Raw genomic sequence first — 14635 nt, 5'->3', positions numbered from 1 at the left:
TGGGGTGCGGGTTCGGCCGCCAGGTCCAGGGACTCGTGGGCGAGGGTGAGGGGGCCGACCGTGGCCACCGGCATGTCGTCCGTGCCTGCGCCCGTAGGGCCCGCACGGGGTGGGAGCGATGTACTGGGAGGGATGTACTGCCGGTACACCTCTCACCGGTGACTCGCCCGCCGCCGGATCGAGGGGTTACCTGGAGAAGAGGCGATGCCCGAGCGGCACCGCCGCCCCGACGGGCATCCACGGGCCGCCCCCCGGCCCCGCCCCTCCGACGAACGTCAGTAAGGACTTCCCCCCATGCGCGGAGCAGTGATTCACGCCCCCGGCGATGTGCGCTTCGAGACCCTGGACGACCCGAAGATCCTGCAGCCGACGGATGCGGTCATCCGCACGGCCGTCACCTGTGTGTGCGGCTCCGACCTGTGGCCCTGGCGCGGCCTGGACGCCACCGACGAGGCCCACCCGATGGGTCACGAGTACGTCGGCTTCGTCGAGGAGGTGGGCAGCGGGGTCACCTCGGTGCGGCCCGGCCAGTTCGTCGTCGGCTCGTTCGCGACCTCGGACAACACCTGCGCCAACTGCCGCAACGGCTTCCAGTCCAGCTGCCTGAACCGCGAGTTCATGAGCACCTGCCAGGCCGAGTACGTGCGCATCCCCAACGCCCAGGGCACCCTGGTCGCCACCGACGAGGTGCCGGGCGAGGAGTTCTGGCCCGGTCTGCTGGCCGTCTCCGACGTGATGGGCACCGGCTGGTGGGCCGCCGAGGCCGCCGAGGTGAGGCCCGGCTCCACCGCGGTGGTCGTCGGCGACGGCGCGGTCGGCCTGTGCGCGGTGATCGCGGCGAAGGAGATGGGCGCCGAGCGGATCATCGCCATGAGCCGCCACGAGTCCCGCCAGAAGCTCGCCCGGGAGTTCGGCGCCACCGACATCGTCACCGAGCGCGGCGACGAGGGCGTCGCCCGGATCAAGGAGATGACCGGCGGCATCGGCGCCGACTCGGTCCTGGAGTGCGTCGGCACCGCCCAGGCCATGCAGCAGGCCCTGCGCTCCGCGCGTCCCGGCGGCAGCGTCGGCTTCGTCGGCGTTCCGCACGAGGTGGCCGTCGACGGCCAGGAGCTGTTCTTCTCCCATGTCGGGCTGCGCGGCGGCCCCGCCCCCGTGCGCCGCTACCTGCCCGACCTGATCGGCAGCGTGCTGTCCGGTCGGATCGACCCGGGCAGGGTCTTCGACCTCACCCTGCCCCTGGAACAGGTCGCCGAGGGCTACCGGGCCATGGACGAGCGCCGCGCGATCAAGGCCCTCCTCGAGCCCTGACCGCTTCCTCGCTTTCCGGAAAACCCGCACCGCCCGCGGGAATGCCCGCGAAGGCGCCCGCGGACCCGCGCGAGGGCGTCGGCCTGTGCCCGGCGCCGGGGCGGCCGGTCGAGGTCATCCGGCCCGGCGACCGCGTCCTGTTCGAGGCGGACGAGGAGCACTGGCGCGGCGCCGCGCCGCACCGGCTGACGGTCCACCTGGCCGTGAACGAGGCGGACGCCGGCCACGACGTCGTCCACCGGCTGACCGCGGTCACCGACGAGGAGTGCGCCGCCGAGCCGGCCACCGACTGACCCTGGCGACCCGGCCGCCGCCTGATCGGGTGTCGGCGGCGGCACGGTTTCGTCGTCGGCACAGCCGCGCCGGCCGGACACCGCGACACCACGCGGTGTCCGGCCGGCGCGGTGTCGCACCGTCGGCACCGGCCGCGCGGGCGCCCGGCCCGCGGTCGTGGGACCGGCCGCGCCCCCCGGCCCCGCTCGGCTCCCGGTCCGTCCGGCCGGCTTGACCTTCCCACGGTGACAAGGTGTCCCCTTGGCCCAGGAGGTGGTCCCGATCAACGCGACCGACGGAATTCCGAGAAGCGCCCGGGTGGCCGGCGCGCTGAGCGCCGAGGACGCGTCGGTCCGGCTGCAGGCGGCCCTGGCGGCCGGCACGCACCCGGACGGCGCCCTGCTGGAGACGCTCGTCGAGCGGTGTGCCGTGGAGCCCGACTTCTTCGTGCGGGACATGCTGTCCTGGGCGCTGACCCGCCTTCCGGTGGAGGTCACCCTGCCCCGGATCCGCCGGGAACTCGGCTCCGGCAGCGCCCAGGCCCGTGCCCAGGCGCTGCACACGCTGTCCAAGACGCGCGACAGGAGGGCATGGGCCTGGATCACGCGTGACATGCTGCGCGACGCCGACGACGAGGTCGCGCGGACCGCGTGGCGCGCCGCGGTCCTCCTGGTGCCCGAGGAGGAGCGCGAGGGCCTGGCCGAGGAACTGGTGACGCTGCTCGGCCGCGGGGGCCGCGAGGTGCGGCGGAGCCTGAGCCGGGCCCTCGTCGACCTGGGAGAGGTGACCGCGCCCGCCCTGGAGAAGGCCGCCGCGCACCCCGACCCGGAGGTCGCTGCGCACGCCCGCGCCACCGAACTGCTCCGGCGGGACCCGGAGACGGGTTTCGACGCGGCCGTCGAAGAGGCGAAGCGGGCCGTCGCACTGGGCCCCGGACGAGCCGCCGCCACGGAGGCCCGCGACGGCGGCGCGGAGATCGCGCAATGCTGATCGGTGAGGTCGCCCGGCGCTCCGGGGTGAGCACCCGCATGCTCCGGCACTACGACGCCCTCGGGCTGGTGCGGCCCACCGGACGCACCGTCGGCGGCTACCGGGAGTACTCGGCCGAGGACGTCCGCAGGATCTTCCACGTGGAGAGCCTGCGGTCCCTCGGGCTCTCGCTCAAGCAGGTCGGGCGCGCCCTCGAGGACCCGGCGTTCACACCCTCCGCCCTGGTCGGCGACCTCATCCGGTGGACGGAGGACCGGCTGGAGCGGGAACGGGAGCTGCTGGAGCGGCTCCGCGCCGTCGACGCGTCGGAGCCCACCGGCTGGCAGGACGTCCTGCGCATCGTCGAACTCATGCAGGGGCTCGGCTCCGCCAGTGCCGCGCGCCGGCAGCAGGCCGTCCTGGCCCCGCCGGAAGACACGCCGGTTCCCGCCGGGCTGCTGGCCCGGGCGGCGCTCGCCGAGTCCGATCCCCATGTCGCGGGCGCGCTGCGCTGGGCGCTCGCCCGGTCGGGCGGCGACGGCATGGCGGCGCTGGCCGCCGGCGCGCACTCCGAGGACGCCGCCATCCGGCGGCGCGCGGTGCTGGCGATCGCCGGGATGCCCGGGGCCCCCGGGGCGGCCGCGGTGCTCGCGGAAGCGCTCGGGGACCCGGACCCGGCGGTGCGCGGGCACGCCGCCCTGGCGCTGGGCAGGCGCGGGGTGACCGCGGCCGTGCCGGTGCTCGTCGGCATGGTGGTGGCGGGCGTCCACGACGTCGAAGCGGCGGAGGTGCTGGGAACGCTGTCCCGGGACCCCGGGTGCGGAGCCCGGGTCCTGACCGCGCTGGCCGGTGAGCTCGCCGCGCCCGGCGCGGAATCCGCGGCGCGGCTGCGCCTGACCCAGGCGCTGGTCGAGGTGCCGGGGACCGCAGCGCAGGACGTCCTGCGCGAGCTGGCCCACGACGACGACCGTGCCGTCGCCCGCGTCGCCGCCGCCTTCGCCGCCGTCCTCGACGAGCGCTCTTCCGGGGGCCGTCAGGACGAGCCCCTGCGGGGGGAGCCGCCGCGCGGCCGGCCCGGTGCCGCGCGGTGACGGGCGCCCGGGGCGGCGCCGACTGAGCGGCGTGTGTGGCCCGCGTGAAGGGAGGTGTGAGAATGGTGGAGGCCGGGACGAGAATTGAGGAAAGTTCGAGGAATGCCCGACGATCGCCGGGGTATGCGCCTGCTTGCCGGGGCATCGGGCCTCGGCGCGAGCATGATCTACAGGGAGGGGCGCAGGATGGTGACGACGGCCGTGCGGACCACTGGACAGGCGGTGGACGTTCCGGAGATCGCGGACCCTTCCAAGGTCGCACCGAAGGACGCGCGTGAGTTGTCGAAGCTGTTCTTCGACCAGCTGACGGTGCTGGCGGAGGGGACACCCGAGTACCAGTACGCGCGCAACACGCTGATAGAGATGAACATGTCCCTCGTCCGCTACGCGGCCGGCCGGTTCCGCAGCCGCGGGCAGGAGGAGATGGAGGACATCGTCCAGGTCGGCATGATCGGCCTGATCAAGGCCATCGACCGGTTCGAGCTGTCCCGCGAGGTCGAGTTCACCTCCTTCGCCGTCCCCTACATCGTGGGCGAGATCAAGCGGTTCTTCCGCGACACCTCCTGGGCCGTGCACGTCCCGCGCCGGCTCCAGGAGGCCCGTGTCCAGCTCGCCCGCGCCAACGAGGAACTGCGCAGCCGCCTGGGCCGGACGCCGACGACCAAGGAGCTGTCCGAGCTGATGAGCCTGCCGGAGAGCGAGGTCGTCGAGGCGCAGCTCGCCTCCAACGGCTACACCTCGGCCTCCCTGGACGCGACCATCAGCGGCAGCGAGGACGGTGAGGGCGCGCTCGCGGACTTCATCGGCGACGAGGACGCCGCCCTCGGTCTGATCGAGGACTTCCACTCCCTCGCCCCGCTCATCGCCGAGCTCGACGAACGCGACCGCAAGATCATCCACTGGCGCTTCGTCGAGGAACTCACCCAGGCCCAGATCGGCGAGCGTCTCGGTGTCTCCCAGATGCACGTCTCCCGGCTGATCTCCCGGCTCCTGGGCCGGCTGCGCGAAGGCATGCTCAGCACCGTCTGACGTCCCGCACCCGCCGACCGCCCGGCCGGCGGGTCCCGTCACCGCGCTCCGAACGCCCACGCCCCGCGTCACCGCGCTCCGAACGCCCACGCACCCCGTCCTGGGGCAGCGGCTCCGCACTCCCCAACAGTTGCCGTTTGACAACTATGGCCGTGAGGCAAGAAAGTAGCCCAGTCGCACCGCACGGGGAGGGATTCAGTCATGTTCCGGTGGGCGGAGAACACTCCGTGTGCCGGCCGCCCGAGCCCCGTCGTGCCGGAGCGACCGGCGGGCCGGTGCCGGGTTCAGGCCGTCCGGTCTCCGGCGCGTGGGGCGTCGTGGTGTATCTGCGACGCCGCGGCGTCGCAGAACGCCTCCAGTCCTTCCAGGAGGGCGGTCCGCTTGGCGGCGGGCATCCGCTCCAGCACCGCCTGCAGCTCCTTCTCCCGGCGGGCGCGGAGATCGTCGAGAAAGGCGCGGCCGCGGTTGCTGAGATGCAGCCGCACCTCGCGCCGGTCGGCGGGACTGACCGCGCGCTCGACGAAGCCGGCGGCCACCAGCCGGTCGCAGAGCCGGCTGGTGGACGGAGGCGTGGAGGCGAGAGAATCGGCGAGGGTGCGCAGGTTGATGCCGTCCTGGTGCTCGAGCATCAGCAGCACGCGCATCTGGGACGGCGAGGCCGGCGCGGTCGAGGCCCGCCCCCACAGGACTTCCAGCAACTCCACGGCCGTCAAGGTCACGTGGGCGACCTCGACAGGCTCTGGGCGGGGGCGGAAGACAGTCACCGTCACACTCTCGCAGGCACCTGGGACGGTGGCCAGCGTACTAGGTGCCCGAATTGGCAACAGATGGTTTCGGACGGCCGGCGCGGGCCGGCCCTGGCGGGATCCGTGTGTGTCCGCCTAAGGATGGGTGTATCTAAGATCGTGAACAGATTTGTGACCGCCGAGCGTGCTCTGCGCACGGCGGCCCCGGACGAGTTGCTGGACGCCGTGCGCCGGGTGCTGGCCGAGGAGTACGCGGCGGAGTCCGTCGAGCTGTTCCTGGCGGACTACGGTCTGACCGTCCTGCAGCCCGTGTCGGAGCTGCCGTACACCGCGGAGCCGGTGTCGTTGCACGGCAGCACCGTCGGCCGTGCCTTCGGCGCCCAGGAGCCGTTCGTGGAGAGCGCCCCGGGCGGTGCCGCGCGCGTGCACCTGCCGGTCACCGTGCGCGGCGACCGGCTGGGCGTGCTGTCGGTCGCGCTGCCGGACGGGGACGCCGTGCCCGGCGTGCTGGGCGAACTCGCGGACATCGCCGAGGTGCTCGGGCACGAGGTGGTCGTGGCCGAACGCGACACGGACGTGTACCTGCAGGCGAGGCGCAAGGACCGGCTGACCCTGGCCGCCGAGATGCAGTGGCAGCTCCTGCCCGGCCGCTCCTGCGCCCGGCGCGAGTTCGAACTCGGCGCGCAACTGGAGCCGGCCTACGCCATCTACGGGGACAACTTCGACTGGTCCGCCACGGCGGACCGCCTCATGCTGTACGTCACCAACGGCATGGGGGAGGGCATAGAGGCCTCCCTGCTGACGAACCTCGCCATCAACGCCCTGCGCAACGCCCGGCGGGCCGGCATCGCCCTGGCCGACCAGGCCGCGCTGGCCGACCAGGCGGTGTACGCCCACTACCAGGGGCGCTGCTACCTCTCGGTGCTGATGTTCGACTTCGAGCTCGCCACCGGCCGGGCGAAGGTGGTGGACGCCGGCTCCCCGCAACTGCTGCGGCTGCGCGACGGCGTGGTCGAGCGCGTCACCTTCGAGGCGCAGCTCCCGCTCGGCATGTTCGAGGAGACCGACTACGTGACGCAGGAGTTCCAGGTGGAGCCGGGCGACCGGCTGGTCTTCGTCAGCGACGGCGTCTACGCGGTCGCCTCGCCGAAGGGAGAGGCGTACGGCGACGCCGCGCTCGCCCGGGCGGTCATGTCCACCCGGCTGCTGCCGGCCGCCGAGGTGCCGCGTGCCATCCTGCGGGAGCTGACCGGCCACCGGGGTCAGCCCACCCCCGACGACGACGCCCTGGTCGTCTGCCTGGACTGGCGTGGGCGCTGAGCCGACGCGGGCGCGCGCCGCGTGCCGCGCGCCCGGGTCCCGCGCACGGAGGGAACGCGTGCCGGGGATGTGTCGATGCTGTGTCGTTTCCGCGGCATGTGCGGCGTTGATGCTTGTCATGAGGCAATAATTGGCGAGTTGTGCCGGTCCCGGCGCGACCGCCTGTTCCGAAGGAGGACGATGCGGGTGCCGGAGCAGTCGGCGGCCGGTTCGGCGGCACGGCGACTGGGAGCCTTCCTGGAGCGCCGGCGCGAGCAGATCGCGCAGCGGTGGGCGGACGAGCCGCTCTTCCGGACGGTCTTCACGGTCTCCCGCGACGAGGCCGTGGAGGCCTGCAGGACCCTGGTGGACGCCCTGGCGGACGTGGCCTCGGCCGGCCGGCTGGAGGACGTCGCGGCCCCCGGCTTCGGCTCGGTCCGCGAGCAGCTCGGGCGCATGGCCGCCGCGCGCGCCCGCAGCGGCCACAGCCCCGCCCGGACAGCGAACGAGGCGGCCGGTCTGGGCGCGGCGGCCGCCGCGGTGCTGCGGGGCGAGGCCCAGGACCCGGCGGGCCCCGGGGCCCCGGACGTCCTGCTGGCCCTCACCGTCCTGACGGGCACCCTGCGCCTGGTGATCATGGAGACGACCATCAGCGCGGGCGAGGAGCTCATCGCGCGGCAGCGGCAGCAACTGCTCGAAGTGGCCACGCCCGTGATCAGCCTGTGGGACGGCGTCGTCGCGGTGCCCCTGATCGGCACCCTGGACAGCGCCCGCAGTCAGGTGGTCATGGAGTCGCTGCTCGAGGCCGTCGTGGAGCGGCGGGCCCGGTACGCCATCCTCGACATCACCGGCGTGCCCACGGTCGACTCGCTCGTCGCCCAGCACCTGATGAAGACGGTCGCCGCGGCCCGCCTGATGGGCGCCGAGTGCGTCGTCTCCGGCATCCGGCCGGCCATCGCCCAGACCATCGTGCAGCTCGGCATCGACCTGGGAGCGGTCGTCACCCGCAGCTCGCTGGCCGACGCCCTCGCCTACGCACTCGACCGGCAGGGCATCGAGGTCTCCCGCCATGCGGCCGGTGTGAACCAGCGATGACCGCACCCACCCCCCTCGCGGGCAGCCCGGCCGCGGTGCCGGTACTGGCGCTGGGGGACACCCTGCTGGTCTCCCTCCAGGGGGAGCTGCACGACGGCATGGCCGAGCAGCTCCAGCAGGACATCGCCCACCGCGTCGCCCGCAGCGCGGCGACCGGTGTGGTCGTCGACGTCTCCGGCGTCGACGTCGTCGACTCGTTCCTCGGCCGGGTCATCGCCGAGATCGCCGCCCACACCCGGCTGCCGGCCGCCCGCACCGTGCTGTGCGGGATGGGTCCCGCCGTGGCGATGACGCTGGTCGAGCTGGGCCTGGCCCTGCCCGGCGTGGTGACCGCCCTCGACGTCGAGCGCGCCTTCGAGCCGCTCCGGCAGGACGCCCGCGCGGCCGTCCCGGGCGGGGGAGCGGGGTGCACGTGACACCGGCCCCCGACCCCGCCACCGCCACCGGCCCCGCCCCCGCCACGAGCCTGCCGATCGGCTCGGACGCGGACCTCGCGTGGGTCCGGCAGCAGGTGCGGCGGGTCGCGGCCGAACTCGGGTTCGGGCTCGTGCAGCAGACCAAACTCGTCACCGCGGCCAGCGAGCTGGCCCGCAACACCCTGATCCACGGCGGCGGCGGCGAGGCGACGCTCACCCCGGTGACCCACGCCTCGGCGCGTGGCCTGCGGCTGTCCTTCAGCGACTCCGGCCCCGGTATCCACGACGTCGAACTGGCGACCACCGACGGCTACACCACCGGCGGCGGCCTCGGGCTCGGCCTCGGCGGAGCCAGGCGGCTGGTGGACGAGTTCACCATCGAGACCGCCCCCGGCAAGGGCACCGTCGTCACCCTCGTCGCCTGGGTCGCCGGCGTGCCCGCCGCCCGGCCGGGGGCAGGATGACACGCATCCGGACCGTCCCGGTGCGCAGCGCCGCCGGCCCCGTGCGCGAGGACACCTGCGTGGCCGTCCTGGCCTGCGACCGCCCGGCCGGGCGCCCGTGACCGCGCAGGACGCCCGGCCGGCCGAAACGGACGACAGCAGGCACGCGGAAGCCGTCCTGGCGGCGGACGCGCGGACCGCGGAGGCGCTGCGCCGGCTGGACGAGACGGAGCGCCAGCTCCGCCTGCACCGCGAGGAACTGCACCAGACCAACCAGGGCGTGCTGGCCCTGCACGCCGAACTGGACGCCGCCGCGCGAACCCAGCGGGCGCTGCTCGACGCGGAACGGGCCGCCCGCGGCGAGGCGGAGAAGGCACGGCGGCTGTTCACCTTCCTCGCCGACGCCAGCGCGGCCGTGACCGCCTCCCTGGACCCGGAGGACATACTGCGGTGCCTGCCCGAGCTGCTCGTCCCCGAGTACGCGAGCCGCGTCGACGTGTGGCTCTTCGACCAGCCGGCGGGCCGGAGCGAGGCGCACTCCGCGGCGGCGGTCGCGGCCGCCCGGCACGACCGTCCCCAGCACGCCGGACCGCACCCCGGCGCCCTCCCCGGCGTCGACGACCTGCCGCCCTCCGCGCTGTCCCCGGACCGGCCGCTGCTGAGCATCCCCCTCACCGTGCGCCACACCTCGGGCGTGCTCACCCTCACCGCGCCCGGCGACCGCTTCGACGCGCACACCACCCTGATGCTGGTCGAACTGGCCCGCCGCACCGCCATAGCCCTGGACAACGCCCGCCGTTACGAACAGCACCGGGACACCGCCGAGGCCCTGCAACGCGCCCAGCTCACCGAACTGCCCGCCACCGAGGGGCTGCGGCTGGCGGCCCGCTACCTCCCCGCCACCCGGGGACTCAACATCGGCGGCGACTGGTACGACGCCTTCCCGCATCCCGACGGCAGCCTGCTGGCCGTGGTCGGGGACGTCACCGGACACGGACTGCGCGCCGCCGTCATCATGGGCCAGCTCCGCACCGCCCTGCGGGCCTACGCCCTCGAGGACGACAGCCCCGCCCGCATCCTCACCCGCCTGCACCGCATGCTGTGCCACCAGCAGCCGAACCTGTACGCGACCGCAGTGGTCGCCCGGTTCCGGCCCGGCGATCCCCACGTCGTGTGGGCCGCCGCGGGACACCCGCCGGCCCTGGTGCGCGCCCCCGGCGGCGCCGTGCGCGTGCTGGACGCCAGACCCGGCGTCATGCTGGGAGTGCCCATACCGTTCGAGTACGAGGACCACACGGCGCGGCTGCCGCCCGGCTCGACGCTCGTCCTGTACACCGACGGCCTGGTGGAGCGGCGGGGCCGGGGCATCGACCCGGGCATCGGACTGCTCGGCCGGACCCTGGCCGCACTGGACGACTCCGCGCTGGCGGACCTGGACGGGTGCGCCGAGTCGCTGCTCAAGCCCCTGGTGCACGACTGCGAACGCGACGACGACGTCTGCATCCTGCTGTGCCGTACCTCTCCCGCCTGACCGGGGCCGTACCGCCCTGCGGGGCGATAGCGTGGACGTCCTGTGGAAGAGGATGGAGACGTCGTGAATGCCGCCGAACCGGTCCCGTCCGCGGAAGCCCGACTGCGCGCGGCCCCGCCGCACGCCCTGGTGGCCACCGCCGGCCGGCTGCTGGCCGAGCGCTTCGGCGCGCTGGACGTGACGCTCCTGCTCGCCGACTACGGCCTGACGGTCCTGCAGCCCGTCACCCACCTGCCGCACACGGGCGCACCGGTATCCGCCCACGACGGCCCCGCCGGCACCGCCTTCACCAGCCAGAACCCGGTGGTGGAGATCACCGCCGACCCCGCCACGCAACTGGTCCACCTGCCCATCACCGTGCGCGGCGACCGCCTCGGCGTGCTCTCCGTCCGGGTCCCCGGCTCCGGCTCGGGCGCCGACCCCGGCACGGTGCTGCGGCTCGGCGACTTCGCCACCGGCCTCGGCCACGAGGTCGCCACGGCGGGCCGGGACACCGACCTGTACCTCCAGGCCCGCCGGACCCGCCGGCTCACCCTCGCCGCCGAGATGCAGTGGCAGCTCCTGCCGGGCCGGGGCTGTGCCCGCGACGAGTACGTCATCGGCGCCCACCTCGAACCGGCCTACGCCATCGGCGGTGACAACTTCGACTGGTCCACCAGCGCCGACCACCTCACGCTCACCGTCACCGACGGCATGGGCCAGGGCATCGAGGCCTCCCTGCTCACCGGCCTCGCGGTGGGCGCGCTGCGCAACGCCCGCCGCGCCGGCATCGGTCTCGCGGACCAGGCCTGCCTCGCCGACCAGGCCCTCTTCTCCCAGTACGGGGGCAAGTCGTACGCCTCCACCCTGCTGCTGCGGTTCGACCTCGACACCGGCACTGTCCACGCCGTGGACGCCGGGTCCCCCCAGCTCTACCGCCAGCGCGGGACCACCGTCGAGCGCGTCGACCTGGAGGCCCAGCTCCCGCTCGGGATGTTCGAGGAGACCGACTACGAGGAGCAGACCTTCCAGGTCGAGCCAGGCGACCGCCTGGTTGCCATCGGCAGCGGCGTGCACGGTACCCGGTCGGCCGGCGGAGAGCTGTTCGGGGAGGCCGTGCTGCGCCAGATCCTGGGTGCGACCCGGCAGACCCAGCCGCACGAGGCGGCACGTTCGGTCGTCGCCGGGCTGATCGAGCACGTGGGCGGCGAGGGCCTGCTCACGGACGCCGCCGTCGTCTGCCTCGACTGGCGGGGCCGCCCGGCCGGCGAGGCGCGGTTCGGCCGCTGACGCTACGGCCCCTCCGGCGGCGGCCGGGAGGACCGGTCGGCCCGGGAGGACCGGTCGGCCCGGGTGGAGAGGAACGCCCGCATACCGCGGACCAGCGACGACCGCTCCGCGGGCGCCATGGCGGCCAGGACGCCGGCCAGGGCCTCGGTGCGCCGGCAGGCCACGTCCGACAGCACCCGCCGCCCCTGCACGGTGAGCCTGAGCTGCACCTCGCGGCGCCGGTGCGGGTGCAGTTCGCGCTCCAGCAGACCGGCCGCCTCCAGCCGGTCGCAGAGCCGGCTGGCGGTGGGCAGCCCTATGTCGAGCCGGTCCGCCAGGCCGGTGAGATTCACCTCCGGCGCCGTCTCCAGCACCCTGAGCGCCCGCAACTGGTGCGCGGACAGCCGTACGGCCGCCTCCTGGGCGGCGACGGACCACAGATCGGCCAGACGCTCCACGGCATCGGCGATCACCCGCGCGTCGGCGCTCGGATCGTCACCCGAGCCCCTGACGCGGTCGCCGTCGCCGCCGGGAAGAGTCACGAACACATCACTTTCAGTAAGTTACGGGTGCTGCGGGGACAACCCATATTCCATCGCTGTACCCGGGGAACCGGTCCACAACCGGTGTTCGCCCGACCTTCCCGGCCGGGCGAACACCGGTTGCGGTGCGTCCACCGCGCCGCCGGGGGCGGTGGCTGCTCGAGGTGAGGGCCGTCCGTGCCCATCTTGCCGGGCGCGACCAGCGCGTGGCTGTCCACCCCGGCGGCGGCGGCGGTGGCGGTGACGGTGGCGTTGGCACTGGCACTGGCGGTGTCGGGTTCGGCGGTCGTGCAGGGGTCGTCGGCGTTCGCCGTGACGGTGCGGTCCTCGACCCGTGAACCGCCCTTGGGCAACCGATAATTCGCGCCATTGTCGTTGTCCCGGCCATCGTTGCCGTTGTCGAACGTCGCCTGCGAGGTGGTGGCGGCGCCGAGGTCCACGGCCTTCTCCACCCAGCCCGCGCGGGCGGGTACCAGACCGGTCGCCGCGTCGCCCTGCGAGGGCTTGGCCGGGCCGCAGGGGTCGCCGTGGGCCGCGCCGGTGCCGAGCTGGTCGGTCGTCCGGGTGCCGGGGGCGGTGGTCCGGCTCCCCGCCGGGGCCCGGAATGTGCGGCCGCCGGCCGTGCGAGCGATGGCGTGAATTCGACGGCGACTTGTCTCCGTGCTGTAAAGGGGACGGTCGGACGCTTCTCCGCTGGTCAAGGAACGGTTGACGACTCAGAAGCGGCTGCTCTAAGCTCGAACTCAATTCGATCACGGTTCCGATCCTCTCCTGAGTGAATCGACCGTGATGGCAGGGCTAAACGGGGGATTTCATGGGCGCAAAAGCGACTTAGGCGAGGCGCGTCATCGCGCCGTGTTAACTCACCATTCAACTTCTGACACCTGGCGTTGGTTGCCGAGCAGGAAAGCCAGGGTGTCTGCTTTCGTCTGCCCGTTCACCGGAAGCGGATGAATTCCTCATTTCCCCTGCCCCAGCACGCTTGAGCCGGTCCGCACGGTTACCCTTGCCACGACGGAGGACGACGCATGCGCTCCCACATACTCGGCCGCATCGAACTCGATCAGGAGCGGCTGAGAAAGGACCTCGACTACCTCGCCGCGGTCCCCACTGTGGAGGAGGAGTACGACGAGTTCAGCAACGGGTTCTGGAAGAACATCCCGTTGTACAACGCCAGCGGCGGCAGCGAGGACCGGCTCTACCGGGACCTCGAGGGCGCGTCCGTCCGGCCCACCCGGCACGCGGAGCAGGTCCCGTACCTCGACGAGATCATCACCACGGTCTACGACCAGGAGCGGGTGCAGATGGCGCGCACCCGCAACCTGAAGAACGCGGTCGTCATCCCGCACCGCGACTTCGTCGAGCTCGACCGGGACCTGGACCTGTACTTCCGCACCTTCATGGTCCTCGAGGACAGCCCGCTGGCCTTCCACTCGGACGACGACACCGTGATCCACATGCGGCCCGGCGAGATCTGGTTCCTGGACGCCGCGGCCGTCCACTCCGCCGTCAACTTCTCCGACATCAGCCGGCAGGCCCTCTGCGTCGACCTCGCCTTCAACGGCTCCTTCGACGAGAAGGAGGTGTTCGCCGACGCCTCCGTCTACGCCCCCGGCGCGACCCCCGAACTCCCGGACCGCAAGCCGTTCACCACGGAACGCGCGGAACGGATCCGCTCGCTCGCCGACGTCATCGAGCGGGAGAATTTCCGGGACATTCTCTTTCTGCTCTCCAAAGTCCACTTCACCTACGACGTGCACCCCAGCGAGACTTACGAATGGCTCATCGCCATCTCGAAGCAGGCCGGCGACGGCAAGATGGTCGAGAAGGCCGAGCGGATCAGGGATTTCGCGATCGGCGCCCGTGATCTGGGAGAGCGGTTCTCGCTGACCAGCTGGTGACGTGAGGGCTCGGGCGTGCCGCGCTGCGTGGGCAGATAACTGGGGGAGAAAGTGATCGAGGAGATACTTCCGCGGGAAGTGGCTTCCGCGGAAGCATTCGAGGACGACGACCGGGGAAATCACCTGTTCAATGAGGAGCGGGCGGCCGTGGTGGGGGCCGTCCCGGCCCGGCGCCGTGAATTCGCCACGGTGCGGCACTGTGCCCGCGCCGCCCTCGGTGACCTCGGCATCCCGCCCTTTCCCCTGCCGCCCGGGACACAGCGCGCGCCGCGCTGGCCGGCCGGAGTCGTGGGCAGCATGACGCACTGCGCCGGATACCGCGCCGCGGCCGTCGCTCGGGCCAGCCGCGTGCACTCCGTGGGCATCGACGCCGAACGGGACGAGCCACTGCCGGAAGGCGTTCTGGAGATGATCGGACTGCCCGAGGAGCGGGCGATGATCGACCGGCTCGGCGCGCCGCGGTCCGCTCCCGCCTGGGACCGGCTGCTGTTCAGCTGCAAGGAGGCCGTGTACAAGGTCTCCTTCCCGCTCGCCCGGCGCATGCTCGGATTCGACGCGGTACGGGTGGACATCGCGGCCGGCGGCCGGTTCGGCGCGCGGTTCCTGGTGCCCCCGCCGGTGGCCGGCGGCCGCCCCGTCCCCCGGGTGACGGGGCGGTGGCTGCGCCGCGACGGGCTGCTGCTGACCGCCGTCGCCCTGTGCTGAGCGCACCGGCACGGATGCCGGGAGGGCACCGGGACC

Annotated in this window: 15 protein-coding genes and 1 pseudogene; 13 read left to right on the top strand and 3 right to left on the bottom strand. The window is 73.4% G+C overall.

Annotated features, from left to right (window positions below; translation table 11 throughout):
* Positions 1–294: 294 nt before the first annotated feature.
* The 5 genes from ACFQ9Z_RS08255 to ACFQ9Z_RS08235 all read left to right on the top strand — a co-directional run bounded on the left by ACFQ9Z_RS08255 (position 295) and on the right by ACFQ9Z_RS08235 (position 4673).
* On the top strand, positions 295–1311 hold the full coding sequence (locus ACFQ9Z_RS08255; RefSeq protein ID WP_383012720.1) for a zinc-dependent alcohol dehydrogenase family protein: 1017 nt from the start codon (positions 295–297) through the stop codon (positions 1309–1311).
* Positions 1312–1352: 41 nt separating this feature from the next.
* Positions 1353–1604 carry a hypothetical protein gene (locus tag ACFQ9Z_RS08250; RefSeq protein ID WP_383012717.1) on the top strand — a complete coding sequence of 84 codons (252 nt, stop codon included), beginning with the start codon at positions 1353–1355 and terminating at the stop codon, positions 1602–1604.
* Between the two features lie 241 nt (positions 1605–1845).
* On the top strand, positions 1846–2574 hold the full coding sequence (locus ACFQ9Z_RS08245; protein WP_383012714.1) for a HEAT repeat domain-containing protein: 729 nt from the start codon (positions 1846–1848) through the stop codon (positions 2572–2574).
* The gene (locus ACFQ9Z_RS08240) at positions 2568–3644 is read left to right on the top strand and encodes a MerR family transcriptional regulator (RefSeq protein WP_383012711.1); all 1077 of its coding nucleotides are present in this window, start codon (positions 2568–2570) and stop codon (positions 3642–3644) included. The genes ACFQ9Z_RS08245 and ACFQ9Z_RS08240 overlap by 7 nt, the downstream gene beginning before the upstream one ends.
* 186 nt (positions 3645–3830) lie before the next feature.
* Positions 3831–4673: an RNA polymerase sigma factor SigF gene (locus ACFQ9Z_RS08235; protein ID WP_383012708.1), complete on the top strand. Its 843-nt coding sequence runs from the start codon at positions 3831–3833 to the stop codon at positions 4671–4673.
* 284 nt (positions 4674–4957) lie between these two features.
* Here ACFQ9Z_RS08235 and ACFQ9Z_RS08230 read toward each other — a convergent pair whose 3' ends face one another.
* Positions 4958–5392 (bottom strand): MarR family winged helix-turn-helix transcriptional regulator, encoded by a 435-nt coding sequence (locus tag ACFQ9Z_RS08230; protein WP_143636629.1) that lies wholly within the window; start codon positions 5390–5392, stop codon positions 4958–4960.
* A 168-nt stretch (positions 5393–5560) separates the two neighbouring features.
* Between ACFQ9Z_RS08230 and ACFQ9Z_RS08225 the strand changes: the two genes are divergently transcribed.
* The 6 genes and pseudogenes from ACFQ9Z_RS08225 (at position 5561) to ACFQ9Z_RS08200 (ending at position 11472) form a co-directional block, all read left to right on the top strand.
* Entirely contained in the window at positions 5561–6739 is a 1179-nt protein-coding gene (locus ACFQ9Z_RS08225; RefSeq protein WP_383012704.1) for a PP2C family protein-serine/threonine phosphatase, read from the top strand.
* Positions 6740–6919: 180 nt separating this feature from the next.
* Entirely contained in the window at positions 6920–7813 is an 894-nt protein-coding gene (locus tag ACFQ9Z_RS08220) for an STAS domain-containing protein (RefSeq protein WP_383012701.1), read from the top strand.
* The gene (locus ACFQ9Z_RS08215) at positions 7810–8229 is read left to right on the top strand and encodes an STAS domain-containing protein (RefSeq protein WP_383012698.1); all 420 of its coding nucleotides are present in this window, start codon (positions 7810–7812) and stop codon (positions 8227–8229) included. Before ACFQ9Z_RS08220 ends, ACFQ9Z_RS08215 begins: the two co-directional genes overlap by 4 nt.
* A complete protein-coding gene (locus ACFQ9Z_RS08210; RefSeq protein ID WP_383012695.1) occupies positions 8226–8693 on the top strand; it encodes an ATP-binding protein in 468 nt (155 codons plus the stop codon). Before ACFQ9Z_RS08215 ends, ACFQ9Z_RS08210 begins: the two co-directional genes overlap by 4 nt.
* Positions 8694–8802: 109 nt before the next feature.
* A pseudogene (locus ACFQ9Z_RS08205) lies at positions 8803–10203 on the top strand (PP2C family protein-serine/threonine phosphatase); the annotation flags it as partial.
* A gap of 63 nt (positions 10204–10266) precedes the next feature.
* Positions 10267–11472 (top strand): PP2C family protein-serine/threonine phosphatase, encoded by a 1206-nt coding sequence (locus ACFQ9Z_RS08200; protein WP_383012692.1) that lies wholly within the window; start codon positions 10267–10269, stop codon positions 11470–11472.
* Between the two features lie 2 nt (positions 11473–11474).
* Here the strand turns inward: ACFQ9Z_RS08200 and ACFQ9Z_RS08195 are convergent, their stop codons facing one another.
* Together ACFQ9Z_RS08195 and ACFQ9Z_RS08190 are read right to left on the bottom strand one after the other, a co-directional pair.
* Positions 11475–11993, bottom strand: coding sequence for a MarR family winged helix-turn-helix transcriptional regulator (locus ACFQ9Z_RS08195; protein WP_383012688.1), 519 nt, complete (start codon positions 11991–11993; stop codon positions 11475–11477).
* Positions 11990–12694, bottom strand: a complete 705-nt coding sequence (locus ACFQ9Z_RS08190; RefSeq protein WP_383012685.1) for a carbohydrate binding domain-containing protein — start codon at positions 12692–12694, stop codon at positions 11990–11992. Before ACFQ9Z_RS08190 ends, ACFQ9Z_RS08195 begins: the two co-directional genes overlap by 4 nt.
* Before the next feature lie 327 nt (positions 12695–13021).
* Here ACFQ9Z_RS08190 and ACFQ9Z_RS08185 point away from each other — a divergent pair, with 327 nt between their 5' ends.
* Together ACFQ9Z_RS08185 and ACFQ9Z_RS08180 are read left to right on the top strand one after the other, a co-directional pair.
* The gene (locus ACFQ9Z_RS08185; protein ID WP_383012681.1) at positions 13022–13894 is read left to right on the top strand and encodes an aspartyl/asparaginyl beta-hydroxylase domain-containing protein; all 873 of its coding nucleotides are present in this window, start codon (positions 13022–13024) and stop codon (positions 13892–13894) included.
* Between the two features lie 78 nt (positions 13895–13972).
* Entirely contained in the window at positions 13973–14599 is a 627-nt protein-coding gene (locus ACFQ9Z_RS08180) for a 4'-phosphopantetheinyl transferase (protein ID WP_383012678.1), read from the top strand.
* Positions 14600–14635: the final 36 nt, after the last annotated feature.

Source organism: Streptomyces sp. NPDC056580 (assembly GCF_042793175.1).
Taxonomy (GTDB): Bacteria; Actinomycetota; Actinomycetes; order Streptomycetales; family Streptomycetaceae; genus Streptomyces.
This window is presented reverse-complemented; position numbering and strand designations above follow the sequence as displayed.